This window comes from Enterobacter sp. J49 (assembly GCF_002148625.1).
Classification (GTDB): Bacteria; Pseudomonadota; Gammaproteobacteria; order Enterobacterales; family Enterobacteriaceae; genus Enterobacter; species Enterobacter ludwigii.
In genome coordinates, this window is sequence record NZ_MWPY01000037.1 from 868,218 (window position 1) to 884,440 (window position 16,223).

Sequence of the window (16,223 nt, forward strand, 5' to 3'; positions counted from 1 at the left end):
TTATGTTGATGTGGCGCTATTTCTGCACCCGCAGACGGCGTTTTACCGAACGTGAAAAACTGGAGAGATGGCAGGAAAAAAAACTGCATCGCTTCAGGCGGAACGTGTTATCGAAAAGCCCATGGTTTCAACGATTTCTCGCGGTGCCGTTCGGACAGTGGCCGCTGATGGACAAGGCGCTGATGATGACGCATTTCGATGAGATGAACACTGAAGGTCTTAAGCGTGACGCGCTGATGGCCTGCGCGCTGAAAAGTGAACAGAGCCGGGACTTCAGTCCGAAAATAGGCCGATTTAGCGTGGGCCTGTCATCAGGTACTTCCGGCAGACGCGGGTTATTTGTTGTCAGTCCGAAGGAGCAGCAAATTTGGGCTGCAGGTATTCTTGCAAGGGCCTTACCGGACGGTCTTTTTGCCCGGGAACGGGTTGCACTGTTTCTGAGGGCAAATAATAACCTTTACCAGAGTGTGAGCAGCCGCTGGTTGAGCCTGGAATTTTACGATTTACTGGCGCCGTTTCAGCCGCAATTGCGCCATGTAGAACGGTTTTCCCCGACGATCATTGTTGCCCCCGCACAGGTATTACGTGCGCTGGCGCTGGCGGTTCTGGACGGAACGCTGCAGCTGAATGTCAAAAAGGTGATTTCTGTCGCCGAAGTTCTGGAGGAACAGGACAGGGCACTTATCCACCAGGTATTTGGTAGCGTGGGTGAAATCTATCAGGCAACAGAGGGTTTTTTAGCTTCAACCTGTTCTTTTGGGACGTTACATCTGAACGAGGAGTTTATTCACGTCGAGCCCCACTGGCTGGATGAGAAGCGCTTTACGCCTGTTATCACCGATTTCACCCGCAGCACGCAGCCCATCGTCCGTTACCGCCTTGATGACATACTGGTTGCCCGCGAGGCGCGGTGCCCGTGTGGAAGTGCGGCGCGCGCGATTGAGCGTATTGAGGGTCGACAGGACGATCAACTCCTTCTCCCGGATAGCACGGGCAAACCGCAGGTTATTTTTGCCGACCCCTGCAGCCGCGTGCTGGCCGTCACGCTCCCACTTACCGCAGACTATCGCCTGGTACAAACAGAAGCAGAGAGACTGTGTCTTACCGCGGATTGTGACGCAGCAATACTTCCTCACTGCCGCGACGCGCTGAATGAGCTGTTTACGTTACAGGGAATAGACACTTCCCGGCTGGTATGGGTGCTGCAGTCCCGAAGCGTATCACCGAACTTTGACGCAAAACGACGGCGCATAGTCCGTGAATGGGGAAAGGAATGAGTGAGTTTCTGCAACGCCTCAAGCAGATGCTATTGGGGTGGGGGTCGGTCGGGGTCGTTTATTCGCTTTGCGACAGGTTACAGGGTGAAGGTTATCGTTTAACCCCACTACGGGTTGACGCGTTAATTCCCTTTTCGCCTGATGCAGTGTGGCTCTACTTGTCCTTTTTCTTAATTGTCCCGTTGGGATATTTATTAACGCCGTATGACCGAGTGCGGTGGCTTGCCCGGTCCATGCAATTTTCGGCGCTGGGGGCGGGCATCATATATCTGTTATGGCCGACCACCATGGTGTATCCCACGCTGGCAGGAGAGGGTGTTTCTTCCAGAGTCTTGGGGTGGCTGGTCTCTGTCGACTCCCGTCAAAATTGCTTTCCCTCTTTGCACGCTGCGCTGACGGCACTCGCCGTCTGGGCGATAGCGGCAGGGCGTTTACGCTGGATGGCGGTTGCAAGCGTCATCTGGGCGTGTGCTATTGCCTACTCTATCCTTCAGCTGAGAAGACATCTGTTTATTGATTTAATGGCGGGTGTTTTGCTGGCAGGGGCCAGTGTATGGCTGGCAGGGCATCTGGACGTGCGCAGACAAAAATATAAAGGAATACCCGGTGAGTGAACTCCTGTTTCCCGTTCTTTTTATGCTGTTTTTCGTGTGTGCTGAGGCCTGTATTCTTCAGTTCACACGGCGGCAGAATGTCGACTGGCTCGATATCATTTTCAATCTCAATTCCGGGCACATTGTGCTGTGGTTTTTCCGGTGCCTGGAGGTGCTTTGCTACGGATTTGTGCTGGAACACTTTAGCCTGAATCTTTTTGAGGGATGGTCTGCCGTCGGGGTATGGCTCTTTACATTGTTAGCATGGGACGTTGGTTTCTACTGGCTTCATCGTCTCCATCACCAGCTTCGGCTACTGTGGGCTGTTCACGTTGTTCACCATCAGGGGGAGAACTATAACCTGTCGCTGGGGGTGCGAAATTCCTGGTACTCGTCATTAACGTCAATCCCTTTCTTTTTGGTGTTAGCGCTGGCTGGCGTACCGCTGAGTGTCTTTCTGGCGGTTTCCATCGTGCATTACAGCATTCAGTTTTTTAACCATAACGCATTAACGCCAACGCTGGGGTGGCTGGAAAAGGTATTTGTTACCCCGACACATCATCGCGTTCATCACCTTAATAATAAGCGCTATGCCGACACCAACTACGGTGGCACCTTTATTTTCTGGGATAAATTATTCGGTACGTTCTGCGAGATGCCCTCGCAGGAGAAGTCGACCTATGGGGTAAAAGGCAGAAAGCCATCGTTAAACCCGATGCAGGAAAGTAATCTTCCTTTTTTGCAAATGGCAGGTATTTTGAAAACGGTTCGCCTCCGACATCGTCAGTTTGACTGTTCGATATTAATGACAGGTGTCGGGGCTATTCTGTTGTTTGCGCTCGTTCTGGGCTACATCCAGCGCTACGGATACAGCATAGATAACGTGGGCGCTGCGCAGTCCCTGTTGTTTATATTGCTGGCAGCTGGCTCTGTCGCATTGGGTGGGATCAGCGAGGGTCAGCGCTGGGGAGTGATGATGTGGTGTCTGGTCACGCTCTCTTTACCGCTGCTTTTCTTGGGTTACTGGGGCTGGAATTACGTCTATTGGGTTGCAGTTATGGCGGCCCTGGCCGCACACGGTATTGCACTCACCTGCGGCCTTGGGCGCAGGACAAAAAGGGGGATAAGTGAACCAGTTTAATCCTGACAAGCGGTTGACCTTTCCCGCCGATCCCCCCGGGCTGGTTGCAGCACTTCACAGCGAAACACGCGCATTGTTAACAGAACGGGGCGATCATCGCTATGCAGATGGCCGAATGCTGGTTAAAACAGTGATGCTGGCTGGCGGCTGTATTGGAAGTTATGCGTTTGCGCTTCATCAGAGTGACCTGCCCCTGTATTTTTCATGGTATTTTGCCGCCATCGTTTTCGCGATGTTGCTGACCGTGAACGTCGTGCATGATGCGTCTCATAATGCCTTTCTGAAAAGTAAAAAAGCTAACGCGTGGGTAAACCGTATTGTCGCTATCCCTCTCGGTCTGGATCCCGATTGCTGGCGCGTTCGCCATGTCAGATTTCATCATGGTTTCACCAACATAGAATGTTACGATCCGGACACTGCAGAAAATGGTCTTATGCGCCAGACGCCCTGGCAGCGCTGGCGCCCCTTTATGCGGGCGCAGCGCTACTACTGGCCGTTGGTCGCCGCATTAACCTTCCCCTGGTATATCTGGATTGTTGACTGGCTCGACAGAGGGGGATATACCCCGGTGACGCCTCATCTGGCGCAGCAGGGTATTATCGGCTGGATGTTTTTTTTGACGGGTAAAGCCTTGCACGCAGCGTTCAGCCTCGTGTTACCCATGTGGTTGTTGGCCGACAGATTTAGCGCCGGTTCAATTTTGCTGACCTATATGCTCTGTCAGATGATCTCTTCTCTGATATTCGTCATGCTCGTCATCGGGACGCACTGGGCAAAGGGCAGCGCTCAGCTCCCCCCTGACGGGGGCAAAATGGCTCAAGGCAGGCTTTCCCATACCTTTGCAACGACCTTTGACTGGTCGACACGGCCCGCGTTCATGGGTTACTGGCTGGGTGGCCTCAATCTTCATCTGACTCACCATCTTTTCCCGCACTGGAGTCATCGCCATTATTCTCAGTTGAGTCGAATCATCGAGGATGTCGCCGCGCGAGAAGGGCTGGATTATCGACGACTCACCCTCGCCGATTTAATGTCTCTCCAGCAGCGTTTTCTCAGGCGCATGGGTGAACGCCCTGAGCGACACGGAGAATGGCCGTGAAGATTATGGTCACCGGAGCATCGGGTTTCATTGGCGGGGCTTTTATCCGGCGTTTTGCCGATACTGACGGCGTTTCGCTGTGCGGCGTCGGGCGCCGTGAACATGTCGCGTTGCCCGCATCAGTTGAGTATTACGCACTTGGGTTAGACCAGCTTCATACGCTTGATGTCGTACCCGATGTGGTTATTCACGCGGCAGGAAGGACTTCGCCCTGGGGTAGTGAGCACGATTATTACCGGGATAACGTTGAGACGACCCGGCATGTTATCGATTTTTGCCGTCATCGTGGCTTTCCACGACTCATATTTATTTCAAGCGCGGCGGTTTATTACCGTTTTGCGCACCAGCCAGGACTGCGTGAATGTGATGCTATCGGCCCCGAATTTAGCAGCCAATATGGGCGCACAAAACGTCAGGCAGAGTGCCTTGTTGAGACGTATCAGGGTGAGAAAACCATTTTTCGCCCTTGTGCCGTATTTGGTGAGGGCGAACGCTTGCTCTTACCGCCTCTGTTGGCTGCGGCTAAAAAAGGAAAGCTGCCCTCTATCCTTAGCCGGGGTGTAAAAGTGCAGGCCGACATTATGCACGTCGATGTGCTAGGGGATTACCTGATGCGTGCCGTGAAACGCAGTCATCTCCGCCCGTGCTATAACATCTCCGCCAGTCAATCTGTCGAAATCCATCGGCTGTTATGTGACGTCTTGCAGCAGTTGGGTTTGCCTCAACCGCATAAAACCGTGCGTCTGGGAACAGCGATGTGTTTTGCTGGCATACTTGAGAGGCTGTGGCGCTGGCTGCCGTTGCCGGGAGAACCGCCGATTACCCGTTTTGGCGTTGCCGTCTTTGGCTACACTAACACCCTGAATGTTACGCGTATGCTGGATGACTTTGGTCCACCATCAATGGATTTTGACGTCAGCCTGCGTACGTTTTTACAACAACTCAAGGAAGAGCGCCTGTGTTAATTATCGCAATAGCATGGCTGGCCATTCTGCTTTTCAAAGTCTGTATCACGCTGAAAATACTTACAGCCACAAGGGATAACATCTCTCGCTCTTTCAGCGACATTACGGTCATGCAACCCATACTCAGCGGTGATCCTGCGTTAGAGACGGTGCTGGCCGCGAGTCTTCAAAATTTGCCTGGCGCAACGTTTCTTTGGCTGACTGACGTGGACGACGCGGAGGCCGCAAGGGTAACGCAGCGGTTGCAGGCGCGTTACCCTCAGAGCGCTATTCATATCTGCGCATACCCTGAAGCACCGGAAGGGATAAATCCAAAGTTATATAAGCTTGAGCAAGGAAGAAAGCAGGTTAAGACCCTGGCGGTCCTGATTTTAGATGACGATGCGGTACTGACGGCGACATCGCTGAACACGATGCTTGCCGCGCTTGATGATCATTCGCTTGTCACCGCGCTACCCTGGTATGTTGCTACCGACAACTTACCGTCGCGACTGCTGGCACAATTTGTAAATGATAACTCAGCGCTGACGTATCTGCCGTTGCTGCCTTTTGTCAGACCGTTAACGCTAAATGGCATGTGCTACCTGTTACCTTTACGTGTGCTGGAAAGCGTGGGGGGATTTTCGCCCATCCTTCGACATCTGACCGATGATCTCGCGCTGGCAACGCTTCTTACTCAGCAAGGGGTAAGCATCGTACAGTCTGTCGCGCCTGTGAGCGTACAAACCAGCGTACCTGACGTCAGACGGTATTTTCGTCAGATGCACCGCTGGTTTTTGTTCGCCACATTGTTGATGCGTGAGAAGCCTGCCGGTACGAATCTGGCAATCTTTCTTCTTCAGGGTTTACATCCGTTACTGCTTTGGGCGATGGTGGTGCTCGCATTCAGTGGGGGGATAAATTGCGTGTTACTGGCGGTGGTCCTTCTCGTTCGCCACGTTGCCTTGCGCCGTATACAGCGTTTAGTGTCAGAGACTATTTCCGCAAGGCCGGTGATGTCGGTGTTATCAGAGCTGTTGCAGCCTGTGCATTTAATTCATGCCTTGTTCAACCGGAATATTCACTGGCGTTCGCGTCGCTATCGCGTTTTCAGCAATGACCGCTTCAGCTCATTGTGACCGGCATGCGACTTAACATCGCTTTTATCACGGGAAGAAGCCGTCCCGGCAACCTTGCGCTCAGCCCGGTGCAGAGTTTGTTCCTCCAGTCTTTGCTGACGGAGGGGGCCATGCCTGTCACTGAAAATTTCCCCTGGATACCTCAAACCCAGCCATGGTGTGATACGGGTTTATTGCGTGCAAGTTGCAGCAATGCGCGGGACTATCTCACTTCTCGCAGGGCAGCGTTTGGCGAGCGCTATCGAAACATTGCGATCGCGTTGCTGGAATCGGCGGATCACACGCTGTTACTTTCCGGAAGCTGTGGATTGGAACTCTTTAATAATCTTCACCTGCCGTCCTCAGTCCTGTCTCGCGTGAGTATTTTCGCTTACGGCCCGGTGGCTCGTCAGCGTCCTGACTGCCATCATCTTTTGGTTCAGGGACAGCAAGACTGGATTTCTCGCCTTTGGTTTCACCAGGCGGACGAGCGCATACCCTGCGGTCATATGGACTATCTCTCGCAGCCGGAGCTGGTCTGTTTATGTCAGCGATTTATAAATCAAATACGGAAATAGAGTCTGATATGCAACGCTTGTTTGATCTGATTCCTGACAACGTCACGCGAATTGATTTGTTGGCCCCGCCATTTTCCGGACATTTGCATCCCGTGCTGGCAATGGGGAGGGCGCTTTCAGCGCATTATCAGGTCCGTATTATCAGTACTCGCGGTGCCAGCGCGCGGATTGCGGCGTCCGGACTGCAAGGACTCATTCTTGACGGCGATTTCGATACACCGTTAGTGTCGATCGCCAATCCAAAATATGCCGTAAAGACGCATCCTGTGAGGCTTTATCGTCAGTTTCGTTCAGTCGTGGGCCTGCTTAAGGGTTTTGCTGACGAACTTGAGAGGGCGTGGCATCGGGAAGGCGTGCCGGATTTGGCCATCGCCGACTTTACACTTCCCGTCGTGGGGCCTGTCTGTACCCGGATGAAGGTTCTCTGGTGGAGTAGCTTGCCGTCGCCGTGCGTTCTTGAAGCGCCGGACGGCCCACCCGCTTATTGTGGTGGGCTGATGCCGGCCATCACCGCGTGGGAACGGATAAGCCACCTGATCCACAGGAAAAAAGTCAGGTTATTCAAGAGTCTTGTTTTTTGGTTTTTTCGCGGTGTGATTCGTCAGACGGGCATAACCCGGCTTTATCGGTCTGACGGCAGTGAAACGGCATATTCACCCTTGCGCATTCTTGCTCTGGGCGAAAAAGAGATGGAATTTGAGCGGACCTGGCCTGAATCGGTAGCCTTTATTGGACCCGCGCTGTACACACCGCCTGCAGATGGAGAGAAACCGACCTTCATTGAAGGAAAGCGGCATGTCCTGATTACGCTGGGTACACATCTGGACTGGCATAAAGATGACGTAGCGAAAGCGGCAACAGCTCTGGCGAAAACGATGCCAGACTGGGTGTTCCATTTCACGGATGGCAGCCTGGAAAGTGCGGAATGTGAGCGGGCAGGGAATTTCTTACGTATGCATTGGGTTGATTATGATGCCTGGTTATCTCGTTACGATGCCGTGATACACCACGGCGGGGCGGGGGTTATGTGGCACTGTATTCAAAAAGGGATCCCGGCCCTGGTGTACCCGGTTGACTACGATCAGTTCGATCATGCCGCCCGGGTCGAGTTTTTCAGAAAAGGTATCTGGCTGCGCGGCGGACTCAGGCAACTTGAACAGGCTCGCGAACAACTCCTCACGTTAATCCGCAAGGATTAGCCTGTTCGCCTCAGACGCTAATGTGCTGATTTGATCCTAACCCCGCACTCGCGGGGTTTTTTCTCGCCCCAGCCCAGGTTATTACCTGCCGCCGCAAACAGTATCAATGCACCACCTGCCAGTTGCGTGATATTCAGCGAGTGTCCGAACACCACGTTATCGACAATTATGGCCACCACGGGATAGATAAAAGACAGAGAACCGGTAACGGGCGTCGGGAGCTTTTGGATCGCGCTATACAGCAACTGATACATGATCCCGGTATGGACGACACCTAACGTCAGTAAAATCGGCCATGGGAAATCAGCTGAAAATGCCGGCTGGTGGGCGAAGGGCAACAGCATGACCACGCCGGTCAGTACCTGAATAAAGGCGATATGCTGGGGCGCAACTGATTTAAGTCTGCGGGCGATTATGGCTGTCAGTGCGTAGAAGAAAGCGGCCCCCATCGCCAGACCGATTCCTGCGAGCCAGCCTTCGCCCTGTGCGCCATTCAGCTCACTGGAGAGCAGGATGACCACGCCGCCAAAGGCGAGAGCGAGCCAACCCCATTTCACCAGGCCCACGCGTTCACCTAAAAACATCCCCATCAACACCAGCATAAACGGCTGAGTGTTATAAACCACGGTAGAAAGGCCGATTGAAATACGTTCATAAGCCGCGAACAGCAGCAACCAGTTAACTACTAACGCAACACCGCCCAGAATTGCCAGCAACAGCGTGACACGGGTGAGCGGACTAAATGGTTTTCGACTTATTCGGATGAAAATAAAAAGTGCCATTGCCCCGATAAGGCATCGCCAGAAAACCACTTCCGTCACCGGCAGGCCGGAAAGCAGAACAAACGCGCCAATCGAGCCGGAAATTAACATCGCCAGGCTCATTTGCCAGACGCCTTTTTGTACATCACCCATTATTCACCTCCTGATTAATGACGATATTGTCGAGTACCGCTGTCGGGAATAACATGGCTGATATAAGGTGAAAGACAGTGATGACTTTTTTAAATTAGGTAAAAACGATGGAAAACCTTCTCGATGACATCGATCGCCAAATCCTGGCCTGTCTGGTTGAGGATGCGCGCATGTCGCTAAAGGTACTCAGCGGACGTATTGGACTGACATCTCCCAGTACAGCAGAGCGTCTGAAAAGACTGGAAGAGCGTGGGGTGATTGAAGGGTATGGCGCGCGCGTCAATCTGACGGCGTTGGGGTATACGTTGCAGGCGCTGGTGCGGGTTCGTCCTTTACCGGGGTTGCTGCAAAAGGTAGATAAGTACATTCAGGCCATGCCGGAATGTATTGAGAGCGATAAAGTCACCGGTGAAGACTGCTTTGTTATCAGGCTGGTCGTGCGGTCGATTGAGCAACTGGATGCGTTGCTTGATGGTCTGGCGGAACATGCTCAGTGTAATACGTCGATCGTGAAAAGTTCACCGGTGAAGCGCCGGTTGCCACCGATGTGATCGTCTGTTGCTATGCATGACACATCGTTTGAAATACATCACTGGATTGGCTTTGAGATGATGGTGGTGGGGGAAGGATTCGAACCTTCGAAGTCGATGACGGCAGATTTACAGTCTGCTCCCTTTGGCCGCTCGGGAACCCCACCAGGGGTAATTCAAATTTTGAAGTAATGCTGAGAGATGGTGGTGGGGGAAGGATTCGAACCTTCGAAGTCGATGACGGCAGATTTACAGTCTGCTCCCTTTGGCCGCTCGGGAACCCCACCACGGAGTAATGCTATTTACTGGCCTGCTTCCTGCTGGAAGCGGGGCGCATCATATCAAATGAGACGCCCCTGTAAAGCGTTACCACAATAAAAATAAACTGGTTGCCTGAATTTTACGCGTTAAGCTGTAAAGCTAACCAGTTCATTTTCTTGTCGATTAAAGAATAATCGTTCTGTTACCGTAAACGAACACACGTTGCGCCAGCACCTGATAGAGCGCACGACTGAGTACGTTCTTCTCTACGTCACGCCCGGCGCGCATCATATCTTCTGCGGTATAGGTGTGATCCACGTGAATCACGTCCTGCATAATGATTGGGCCTTCGTCCAGGTTGTCATTCACGTAGTGCGCGGTGGCGCCGATGATTTTCACACCGCGTTCGTACGCCTGGTGATAAGGACGTGCACCGATAAAGGCTGGCAGGAATGAGTGATGGATGTTGATGATCTTGTTCGGGAAACGCGCCACGAAGGATGGGGTCAGCACACGCATGTATTTCGCCAGTACCACGTAATCCGGGTTATGCGCTTCGATAGCATTGGCCATCAGGTTGTCATGTTCTTCACGGGTATGGCCTTCATGGCTGACCAGCTCAAACGGAATATCAAAACGTTCAACCAGCGTGCGCAGCGTCTCGTGGTTACCGATAACGGCAGCGATTTCAACATCGAGGCCACCGTAGTTTGCTTTCATCAACAGATCGCCAAGACAGTGGGCTTCTTTCGTCACAAGAATAACAACGCGACGACGGCCAGCGGGTGTCAATTCACGCACGGAGCCTTCAGGCAGCGCGCTGTCGAGATCGGCAAGCAGGGTGGTGTCGTTGAAAATCCCTTCGAGTTCGGTACGCATAAAGAAGCGTCCGGTACGGTGGTCAACGAACTCGTTGTTCTGCACGATATTCAGTTCATGCTTATAACAAATGTTGGTAATTCGTGCGATCAGCCCTTTTTGATCGGGACAGATGGTGCGCAGAACTTTACGTTGTAGTGATTGCATCGCCGGGAAATCCTGTTTGAGTATTTGCGAAGTCTGGGTTGTCAGGCATTACTGCCCGCAACACTTTTTAAATTTTTTACCTGAACCACAAGGGCAGGGATCGTTACGACCAAACTGTGGGCGCGTTCCGTCAATATAATACCATTGCCCGCTTTCCTTTAAGAACCGGGAACGTTCGATAATGGCACCGGGCTTATTGCGTTCGATAAAGCGGGCAACGAAGCTGACATAACCTTCATCAGCATCACTTCCCGTTGACGATTCATAGACGGTAAGGCCGAGCCATTGGGTATTAGCAAACCCGGCTTCAATATCCTGTCTGAAATCGGCAGCGTGGCAGGATGGGTGCCAGGTTTTAATCAGGTAGTCTGCGTCTTTGATCACAAAAGCAGTATACCGTGAACGCATGAGGTGTGACGGGTCTGGTGCAACCTGATCGCCAGACAGATATCGCTGGCAACATAGGCTATACTCCAGAGCGCTACCACAAGGGCAGAGTTGAGACACGATTCTCTTCCTGGAACAAAAAATAAGGGCGTTAAACGCTTCGGGTAGCACCATGTTAACTGAGCAGTTGCGTTGATGCTATGTCAGGAATCCAGGGGACGTAAAACAGGGCTAATGAGAAAGGTTAAAATTGGACTGGCGCTGGGCTCAGGTGCAGCCCGGGGATGGTCGCACATCGGCGTGATAAATGCCTTAAAGCAGATGGGCATTGACGTTGATATTGTTGCAGGGTGTTCAATCGGATCGCTTGTGGGGTCCGCATACGCGTGTGGAAAGCTTCCGGAACTTGAAACCTGGGTACGCTCCTTCAGTTACTGGGACGTATTGCGCCTGATGGATCTCTCGTGGCAGCGCGGTGGGTTGTTGCGCGGTGAACGGGTCTTTAACCAGTTCCGTCAGATTATGCCTCTCGATGACTTCAGTCATTGTCAGTTACCCTTCGGTGCCGTTGCGACGAACCTCAGTACCGGCCGCGAACTCTGGCTTACCGAAGGGGATATCCATCTTGCCGTTCGCGCGTCCTGCAGCATGCCGGGCTTAATGGCCCCTGTTCCGCACAACGGTTACTGGCTTGTCGACGGAGGCGTTGTTAACCCGGTCCCCATTTCCCTGACCCGCGCTATGGGTGCCGATATTGTTATTGCTGTGGATTTACAGCACGACGCTCATCTGATGCAACAAGACCTGATGCCAGTCAATCTTCAGAGTGAAGATGCCGAGGGCGAAAAACTGGCCTGGCATGAGCGTCTGCGCGGACGTCTCGGGCGCATGACCGCCCGGCGTGCGGTAACTGCACCCACGGCGATTGAAATTATGACGACCTCAATCCAGGTCCTGGAGAACCGCCTCAAGCGCAACCGCATGGCTGGCGACCCGCCGGATATTCTGCTTCAGCCGTATTGTCCGCAAATTTCTACCCTTGATTTCCATCGGGCTGAGGCCGCCATCGCAGCGGGCTCGTTAGCCGTCGAAAAGAAAATAGATGAGTTGCTGCCTTTTGTGCGAACAGCACGTTAAGCACCTTTTTTTGACTACTTCAGCAAAATCTGACAGGCGACAGTGCCGATAGCATGCCACTATGTAGTTACTGTCAGCCAGGGGAGGAACCATGACGAAGCCATTGGCCGGAAAACACATTTTGATTGTTGAAGACGAGCCCGTTTTCCGATCGCTACTGGATTCGTGGTTATCATCACTGGGGGCAAATACTTCACTGGCTGACGATGGCATCGACGCGCTGGAAAAAATGGTCAATATCACGCCTGATCTGATGATTTGTGACCTTGAGATGCCACGGATGAATGGACTGAAGCTGGTCGAACATCTGCGCAATGAAGCCAACCAGATGCCGATACTGGTGATTTCCGCCACAGAGAACATGGCGGATATAGCCAAAGCCTTGCGTCTGGGGGTTCAGGATATTCTGCTTAAACCGGTTAAAGATCTTAACCGGCTTCGTGAAACCGTCTTAGCCTGTCTTTATCCCAATATGTTTAATTCCCGGGTTGAGGAAGAGGAACGCCTTTTCCAGGACTGGGACGCCTTAGTGAGTAATCCCCCTGCGGCGGCGAAACTGTTGCAAGAACTTCAACCGCCGGTGCAACAAAATATTTCTCACTGTCGTGTGAATTATCGCCAGCTGGTGGCCGCTGACCAGCCAGGGCTGGTGCTCGATATTGCGCCATTATCGGATTCAGACCTTGCATTTTATTGTCTTGATGTCACTCGGGCAGGGGATAATGGTGTATTAGCCGCGTTATTACTTCGCGCGCTATTTAACGGGTTGCTGCAGGAACAACTCTCCCATCAGGGACAGCGGCTTCCCGAGTTAGGCAGTTTACTCAAACAGGTAAACCAGCTTTTTCGTCAGGCCAATTTACCCGGACAGTTTCCGCTGTTGGTAGGTTATTACCACAGCGGTTTGAAAAATCTTATCCTCGTTTCCGCGGGGCTTAATGCCTCGCTGAATACCGGGGAACATCATATTCAGGTCAGTAACGGTGTCCCGCTTGGAACATTGGGTACGGCTTATCTTAATCAAATTAGCCATCGCTGTTCCTCCTGGCAGTGCCAAATTTGGGGTGCCGGGGGACGGCTACGCTTAATGTTGTCCACGGAATAAGCAGTTGGATCTTAATTTTAAGATTGCTTTACCTGTGATTTACGGGGAGTGCTACTATCGCTGCCCGGAATCATGCGTATTTGTCCTAATTGATCGGCAACGCGTTCTTTTCAGACCCGGACTGCGGGATGAGGCTGATATACTTAACGCGTTATTTATTGCATAAAAGTTCAAAACTTGAACAGCTCAGGAGAATTTGAATGGCTGCCCTAAATTCGAAAGTCAGAAAGGCCGTCATCCCGGTAGCGGGATTGGGGACCAGGATGTTACCAGCAACTAAGGCGATTCCTAAAGAGATGCTGCCTCTGGTTGATAAGCCATTAATTCAGTATGTCGTTAACGAATGTATCGCGGCCGGCATTACTGAAATTGTGCTGGTTACACATTCATCAAAAAACTCTATCGAAAACCATTTCGATACAAGTTTTGAACTCGAAGCCATGCTGGAAAAACGTGTTAAGCGCCAGCTGCTGGAAGAAGTTCAGTCTATTTGCCCGCCACACGTCACCATTATGCAGGTGCGTCAGGGGCTGGCTAAAGGTCTGGGCCACGCAGTCATGTGTGCGCATCCCGTTGTAGGCGATGAGCCTGTTGCGGTGATCCTGCCTGACGTTATTCTGGACGAATATGAATCAGATCTTTCTCAGGACAATCTGGCTGAGATGATCAAACGCTTCGATGAAACAGGCAGCAGCCAGATCATGGTTGAACCTGTGGATGATGTTACCGCTTACGGTGTTGTTGACTGCAAAGGCGTTAACCTTGAACCGGGTGAGAGCGTGCCGATGATTGGCGTGGTTGAGAAGCCTAAGGCCGACGTAGCGCCTTCTAATCTGGCGGTTGTAGGTCGTTATGTCCTGAGTGCTGAAATCTGGCCTCTGCTGGCGAAAACGCCTCCAGGAGCGGGTGATGAAATCCAGCTTACCGATGCCATTGATATGCTGATCGAGAAAGAGACCGTTGAAGCTTACCATATGAAAGGTAAGAGCCATGACTGCGGTAATAAGCTCGGTTATATGCAGGCGTTTGTAGAATATGGCATTCGCCACAATACGCTCGGTGAAGAATTTAAAGCCTGGCTCAAAGAGAGCGCGGGTATTAAGAAATAACTCAGGCTTCATTTGATCTGAACCGGTGAGGCTCTGCCCACCGGTTTTTTTATGCCCATAACACACCGTCATCACGTCCGATTGTAAGGCAAGCTAAATAGCCAAATAACGCTTTATGACAGAGTGTAAGGGGATGTTTGCGGTAAATTGCGGGTAAAAAAAATCCCGCATTACGCGGGATTTTTCTGGAAGCGAGATGATTAATCCTTGATCAGGAAGTCATCCAGCTGTTTACCTTGCTCGTCCATTGCTTTCTTGATAACAGCAGGAGTACGACCCTGGCCGGTCCAGGTTTTAGTTTCGCCGTTCTCGTCAACATAGCTATATTTAGCAGGACGAGCAGCGCGTTTTGCTTTGGTACCGGTTTTAGCTGCAGCCATGCTGTTCAGCAATTCATTTGGATCGATACCATCAGCAATCAGCATTTCACGATATTGCTGCAGTTTACGAGTACGCTCTTCGATTTCAGCAGCAGCAGCGCTTTCTTCTTCGCGACGTTCATTAACTACAACTTCTAATTTTTCCAGCATTTCTTCAAGCGTTTCGAGGGTACATTCTCTTGCCTGCGCACGAAGAGTACGGATGTTGTTCAGAATTTTAAGTGCTTCGCTCATTGTAGTAATCTCAAACTTATAATGGGGGGTGGTTTGTTGTCCTAATAATAGAGCGATAAATTCAGTTGTGCAATAGCTGGGAATGTAAGGAATTCAAAAAATAGTGAATATTGCCGCTATTATTAATTACGCTAACTTAAATTTCATAACCCGCCAGTCTCGCTTGTTATCACGTAAAGTGGCTTAACGCAGTCGATTGCATCTTTTTTTTGTGACATTTGCCTCAGGAATTATAGTTGCGGCGGATAAATATCAGCCTTTTGTATTAGTTTACACCGGGTATGCTAAGGCAGAAATAGTTAATAAATAGTGAATTTTAATGAACGATGATTCCACTATAAAATGAAGTGTTATGTTTGGCTGGCCCTATAACATATTGGCTGGGGTGGATGCGTTTACTTCATGTTTTAACGCAGTATTTTTGCAAAATGCCGGCGGTAAACCTCGCGCTGAACCGCATAGTCTGTGCGTCGTATCGCTGATAACCAGACAAAATATGGTACAATGAATCATCGGTAATATTACACATTGATTAGGGTTTTACGGCCAATGGCACAACTTTATTTCTACTATTCGGCAATGAATGCCGGGAAATCGACAGCGCTACTGCAATCCTCATACAATTACCAGGAACGTGGGATGCGTACCGTTGTTTATACGGCTGAAATTGACGACCGCTTCGGTGCAGGGAAGGTGAGTTCCAGAATAGGCCTCTCATCGCCTGCGAGGCTGTTTAACCCGCAAACTGACCTGCTGGAGGATATCCGCACAGCGCATGCTTCACAGCCCATCCATTGTGTTCTGGTTGATGAAAGCCAGTTTCTGACGCGTGAGCAAGTTCATGCGCTTTCAGAGGTTGTCGATGAGCTTGATATTCCCGTTCTGTGCTATGGGTTGCGCACTGACTTTCGTGGTGAGCTATTTGCCGGCAGCCAGTATTTACTTGCGTGGTCGGATAAACTCGTTGAACTTAAAACCATCTGTTTTTGCGGCCGTAAAGCCAGCATGGTGCTTCGCCTCGACCAGGCCGGAAAACCCTATGCTGATGGCGAGCAGGTAGTGATAGGTGGCAATGAACGCTACGTATCAGTGTGCCGTAAGCATTATAAGGAAGCGTTGATTGTCGGCTCACTGACGGCGCTTCAGCCTGACAACCGCAAATAATCCTTCACAGTAAAATGCAGACATAAA

The 16,223-nt window shown here is 51.4% G+C and carries 17 protein-coding genes and 2 tRNA genes; 13 read left to right on the top strand and 6 right to left on the bottom strand.

What is annotated here, in order from left to right:
• Positions 1–2 precede the first annotated feature (2 nt).
• From BJP35_RS22430 to BJP35_RS22465, 8 genes are read left to right on the top strand one after another with little or no spacing between them, the layout of a single operon-like run.
• Positions 3–1,277 carry a F390 synthetase-related protein gene (locus BJP35_RS22430; protein WP_047744904.1) on the top strand — a complete coding sequence of 425 codons (1,275 nt, stop codon included), beginning with the start codon at positions 3–5 and terminating at the stop codon, positions 1,275–1,277.
• Positions 1,274–1,891: a phosphatase PAP2 family protein gene (locus BJP35_RS22435; RefSeq protein WP_020882369.1), complete on the top strand. Its 618-nt coding sequence runs from the start codon at positions 1,274–1,276 to the stop codon at positions 1,889–1,891. Before BJP35_RS22430 ends, BJP35_RS22435 begins: the two co-directional genes overlap by 4 nt.
• Positions 1,884–3,011: a sterol desaturase family protein gene (locus BJP35_RS22440; protein WP_047744778.1), complete on the top strand. Its 1,128-nt coding sequence runs from the start codon at positions 1,884–1,886 to the stop codon at positions 3,009–3,011. The genes BJP35_RS22435 and BJP35_RS22440 overlap by 8 nt, the downstream gene beginning before the upstream one ends.
• Positions 2,998–4,110, top strand: a complete 1,113-nt coding sequence (locus BJP35_RS22445; RefSeq protein ID WP_047744777.1) for an acyl-CoA desaturase — start codon at positions 2,998–3,000, stop codon at positions 4,108–4,110. Before BJP35_RS22440 ends, BJP35_RS22445 begins: the two co-directional genes overlap by 14 nt.
• On the top strand, positions 4,101–5,075 hold the full coding sequence (locus tag BJP35_RS22450; protein WP_047744776.1) for an NAD(P)-dependent oxidoreductase: 975 nt from the start codon (positions 4,101–4,103) through the stop codon (positions 5,073–5,075). The genes BJP35_RS22445 and BJP35_RS22450 overlap by 10 nt, the downstream gene beginning before the upstream one ends.
• Positions 5,069–6,193, top strand: coding sequence for a glycosyltransferase (locus BJP35_RS22455; protein ID WP_047744775.1), 1,125 nt, complete (start codon positions 5,069–5,071; stop codon positions 6,191–6,193). The genes BJP35_RS22450 and BJP35_RS22455 overlap by 7 nt, the downstream gene beginning before the upstream one ends.
• Positions 6,190–6,750: a hypothetical protein gene (locus BJP35_RS22460; protein WP_165602356.1), complete on the top strand. Its 561-nt coding sequence runs from the start codon at positions 6,190–6,192 to the stop codon at positions 6,748–6,750. Before BJP35_RS22455 ends, BJP35_RS22460 begins: the two co-directional genes overlap by 4 nt.
• Positions 6,751–6,758: 8 nt before the next feature.
• The gene (locus BJP35_RS22465; protein ID WP_179193682.1) at positions 6,759–7,949 is read left to right on the top strand and encodes a nucleotide disphospho-sugar-binding domain-containing protein; all 1,191 of its coding nucleotides are present in this window, start codon (positions 6,759–6,761) and stop codon (positions 7,947–7,949) included.
• 17 nt (positions 7,950–7,966) lie between these two features.
• Here BJP35_RS22465 and BJP35_RS22470 read toward each other — a convergent pair whose 3' ends face one another.
• The gene (locus tag BJP35_RS22470; protein ID WP_047744774.1) at positions 7,967–8,863 is read right to left on the bottom strand and encodes a DMT family transporter; all 897 of its coding nucleotides are present in this window, start codon (positions 8,861–8,863) and stop codon (positions 7,967–7,969) included.
• 107 nt (positions 8,864–8,970) lie between these two features.
• Here BJP35_RS22470 and BJP35_RS22475 point away from each other — a divergent pair, with 107 nt between their 5' ends.
• The gene (locus BJP35_RS22475; RefSeq protein WP_014170457.1) at positions 8,971–9,414 is read left to right on the top strand and encodes an Lrp/AsnC family transcriptional regulator; all 444 of its coding nucleotides are present in this window, start codon (positions 8,971–8,973) and stop codon (positions 9,412–9,414) included.
• Between the two features lie 61 nt (positions 9,415–9,475).
• Here BJP35_RS22475 and BJP35_RS22480 read toward each other — a convergent pair.
• From BJP35_RS22480 to BJP35_RS22495, 4 genes are all read right to left on the bottom strand, one after another.
• Positions 9,476–9,560, bottom strand: a tRNA-Tyr gene (locus BJP35_RS22480).
• A 35-nt stretch (positions 9,561–9,595) separates the two neighbouring features.
• A tRNA-Tyr gene (locus BJP35_RS22485) sits at positions 9,596–9,680 on the bottom strand.
• Positions 9,681–9,837: 157 nt separating this feature from the next.
• Entirely contained in the window at positions 9,838–10,680 is an 843-nt protein-coding gene (gene purU, locus BJP35_RS22490) for a formyltetrahydrofolate deformylase (protein ID WP_014170456.1), read from the bottom strand.
• Positions 10,681–10,728: 48 nt separating this feature from the next.
• Complete coding sequence (locus BJP35_RS22495) at positions 10,729–11,187, bottom strand: YchJ family protein (protein ID WP_025203926.1); 459 nt, start codon at positions 11,185–11,187, stop codon at positions 10,729–10,731.
• A gap of 114 nt (positions 11,188–11,301) precedes the next feature.
• On the opposite strand from BJP35_RS22495, the gene rssA reads away from it, so the two are divergent.
• The 3 genes from rssA to galU all read left to right on the top strand — a co-directional run bounded on the left by rssA (position 11,302) and on the right by galU (position 14,418).
• On the top strand, positions 11,302–12,204 hold the full coding sequence (gene rssA, locus BJP35_RS22500; RefSeq protein WP_047744773.1) for a patatin-like phospholipase RssA: 903 nt from the start codon (positions 11,302–11,304) through the stop codon (positions 12,202–12,204).
• Between the two features lie 91 nt (positions 12,205–12,295).
• Positions 12,296–13,309: a two-component system response regulator RssB gene (gene rssB / locus BJP35_RS22505; RefSeq protein ID WP_014170453.1), complete on the top strand. Its 1,014-nt coding sequence runs from the start codon at positions 12,296–12,298 to the stop codon at positions 13,307–13,309.
• 200 nt (positions 13,310–13,509) lie between these two features.
• On the top strand, positions 13,510–14,418 hold the full coding sequence (gene galU / locus BJP35_RS22510) for a UTP--glucose-1-phosphate uridylyltransferase GalU (RefSeq protein ID WP_014170452.1): 909 nt from the start codon (positions 13,510–13,512) through the stop codon (positions 14,416–14,418).
• Positions 14,419–14,618: 200 nt separating this feature from the next.
• On the opposite strand, the gene hns is transcribed toward galU, so the two are convergent.
• Entirely contained in the window at positions 14,619–15,032 is a 414-nt protein-coding gene (gene hns / locus BJP35_RS22515; RefSeq protein ID WP_008502781.1) for a histone-like nucleoid-structuring protein H-NS, read from the bottom strand.
• A 549-nt stretch (positions 15,033–15,581) separates the two neighbouring features.
• Here hns and tdk point away from each other — a divergent pair.
• On the top strand, positions 15,582–16,196 hold the full coding sequence (gene tdk, locus BJP35_RS22520; RefSeq protein ID WP_025203928.1) for a thymidine kinase: 615 nt from the start codon (positions 15,582–15,584) through the stop codon (positions 16,194–16,196).
• Positions 16,197–16,223 lie beyond the last annotated feature (27 nt).

What these genes read in the sequence shown, in the direction of transcription:
- BJP35_RS22430 (WP_047744904.1), top strand. Translation starts at nt 3, where the DNA reads ATGTTGATGTGGCGCTATTTCTGCACCCGCAGACGGCGTTTTACCGAA.
- BJP35_RS22435 (WP_020882369.1), top strand. Translation starts at nt 1,274, where the DNA reads ATGAGTGAGTTTCTGCAACGCCTCAAGCAGATGCTATTGGGGTGGGGG.
- BJP35_RS22450 (WP_047744776.1), top strand. Translation starts at nt 4,101, where the DNA reads ATGGCCGTGAAGATTATGGTCACCGGAGCATCGGGTTTCATTGGCGGG.
- BJP35_RS22465 (WP_179193682.1), top strand. Translation starts at nt 6,759, where the DNA reads ATGCAACGCTTGTTTGATCTGATTCCTGACAACGTCACGCGAATTGAT.
- BJP35_RS22470 (WP_047744774.1), bottom strand. Translation starts at nt 8,863, where the DNA reads ATGGGTGATGTACAAAAAGGCGTCTGGCAAATGAGCCTGGCGATGTTA.
- BJP35_RS22475 (WP_014170457.1), top strand. Translation starts at nt 8,971, where the DNA reads ATGGAAAACCTTCTCGATGACATCGATCGCCAAATCCTGGCCTGTCTG.
- purU (WP_014170456.1), bottom strand. Translation starts at nt 10,680, where the DNA reads ATGCAATCACTACAACGTAAAGTTCTGCGCACCATCTGTCCCGATCAA.
- rssA (WP_047744773.1), top strand. Translation starts at nt 11,302, where the DNA reads ATGAGAAAGGTTAAAATTGGACTGGCGCTGGGCTCAGGTGCAGCCCGG.
- rssB (WP_014170453.1), top strand. Translation starts at nt 12,296, where the DNA reads ATGACGAAGCCATTGGCCGGAAAACACATTTTGATTGTTGAAGACGAG.
- galU (WP_014170452.1), top strand. Translation starts at nt 13,510, where the DNA reads ATGGCTGCCCTAAATTCGAAAGTCAGAAAGGCCGTCATCCCGGTAGCG.
- hns (WP_008502781.1), bottom strand. Translation starts at nt 15,032, where the DNA reads ATGAGCGAAGCACTTAAAATTCTGAACAACATCCGTACTCTTCGTGCG.
- tdk (WP_025203928.1), top strand. Translation starts at nt 15,582, where the DNA reads ATGGCACAACTTTATTTCTACTATTCGGCAATGAATGCCGGGAAATCG.